General features: G+C 40.7%; 1 protein-coding gene. It reads left to right on the top strand.

Annotation, left to right across the window (positions count from 1 at the left end; translation table 11 throughout):
• The coding region (locus F6K13_RS31515; protein ID WP_287289640.1) for a serine/threonine-protein kinase at positions 1-1,548 on the top strand (1,548 nt) is incomplete at its 5' end.
• Between the last annotated feature and the right edge of the window lie 249 nt (positions 1,549-1,797).

The raw sequence follows: 1,797 nt of genomic DNA, 5'->3' as shown, positions 1-1,797 counted from the left end.
CCAGTTTTACAGTTTATTCACGAACATAAAGTAATTCATCGGGATCTCAAACCAGAAAATATTATTCGTCGTAATTTTCTACCACAAACTACAGGATGGATGACTAATACAAATCGATTAGTATTAGTTGATTTTGGTGCAGCTAAAGTTATTACTGGAACTGCTTTAATGCAACCTGGAACAATAATTGGCAGTCCGGAATATGTCGCTCCAGAACAAGTAAGAGGTCATGCTATTTTTGCTAGCGATATCTATAGTTTGGGGGTGACTTGTATTCATTTATTAACTCAAGTATCTCCTTTCGATCTATTTGATGTAATGAAAGATAAATGGGTGTGGCGAGATTATTTGAATCAGTCTATTAATAGTATGTTAGGCAGAATTCTTGATAAAATGCTGGCAACTAACCCCAAAATGCGTTATCAGTCTGCTGCTGAGGTAATGAAAGAATTAAACTCAGAACAGAAACTCCCTACTCTCCCTAATATTTCTCCACCCACACCATCCCCAACCAGAAGACCAACACCATCTCCTACCCCCACCAGAGCGCCAATATCTACATATACACCCATTAGACAAACAAAAAATTCTATAACTGCACCGCCTCATGTTATCCAACCGACAATTATTCCTCAACCACAAAGGTCAACTTGGAAATGTGTATCGACCCTGACCGGACATTTTGACTCGGTAAATTCAGTAGCATTTAGTCCGAATGGAGAAATTTTAGCTAGTGGGAGTCGGGATAAGACTATTGAAATTTGGGATGTGAACAAAGGTAGACGTTGGTATACCCTGACTGGTCATGGCGACTCAGTACAAACTGTGGCATTTAGTGAAAATGGAGAAATGTTAGCGAGTGGGAGTCGGGATAAGACTATTGAAATTTGGGATATGAAGAAAGGCAAACGCTGGTTTACTCTCATCGGTCACTCTGACTGGGTGGATGCAGTGACATTTAGTCCAGATGGTCAGGTATTGGCAAGTGGGGGGAGAGATAAGGCAATTGAAGTGTGGAATTTGCAGAAAGCAAGGCGGTGGTTTACTCTGGTTGGTCACGAAGACCGGGTTTATAGTGTTGCTTTCAATAAAGATGGTCGGATATTGGCAAGTGGAGGTCGCGACCAAACAATTAAAATATGGGATTTTCAGAAGGCGAAGGAGCTGTTTACAATTAAGGGCCATTCTGACTGGGTGCGATCGCTTGTTTTCAGTCCAGATGGTGGCACATTAGCTAGTGGTAGTAGGGATGGCACGATTAAGTTATGGCAGGTTTATGGAGGGGAGCTTATTTCGACACCTATACAAAATTTGAAATATGGTATGAGCGATGTTTTGTCTGTTGCGTTTAGTCCGGATGGAAAAATTGTTGTGGGTGGGTATCGTAATGGGATTATTAATTTATGGGATGTTGTCACCGGAGAATTGTTGGAAACTCTTAAGGGTCATTCAAGTGATGTATTTTCGGTGATTTTTAGTCGGGATGGTAAGAGTTTAGCGAGTGGGAGTAATGATAAGACGATTAAAATATGGTGCGTTCCTGGGTAATGTAGCGCTACGCGCAAGTCAGAAGTCAGAAGTAATCGACTAACTTTGAGCATTTATAAATGTCCTAACCTATTTGCGTAGTGCTATATAGCAGGCAACAGGCAAGAGTGGGAAAAGTATTTTTCTGTCTTATATCAAATCCGTTTAATTGGACATAAAAAAATTCTTCAATCGTCATAACTACTACATCTTTGTGATTCTCTCTCCTCCTGACTCGGTGCTCCTGACTCCTCCTTACTTAACGAATCA

Origin of the sequence: Okeania sp. SIO2B9 (assembly GCF_010672505.1) — a bacterium.
Classification (GTDB): Bacteria; Cyanobacteriota; Cyanobacteriia; order Cyanobacteriales; family Microcoleaceae; genus Okeania; species Okeania hirsuta.
Note: the sequence above shows the minus strand (reverse complement) of the source record. Positions and strands in the feature narration are given on the sequence as shown.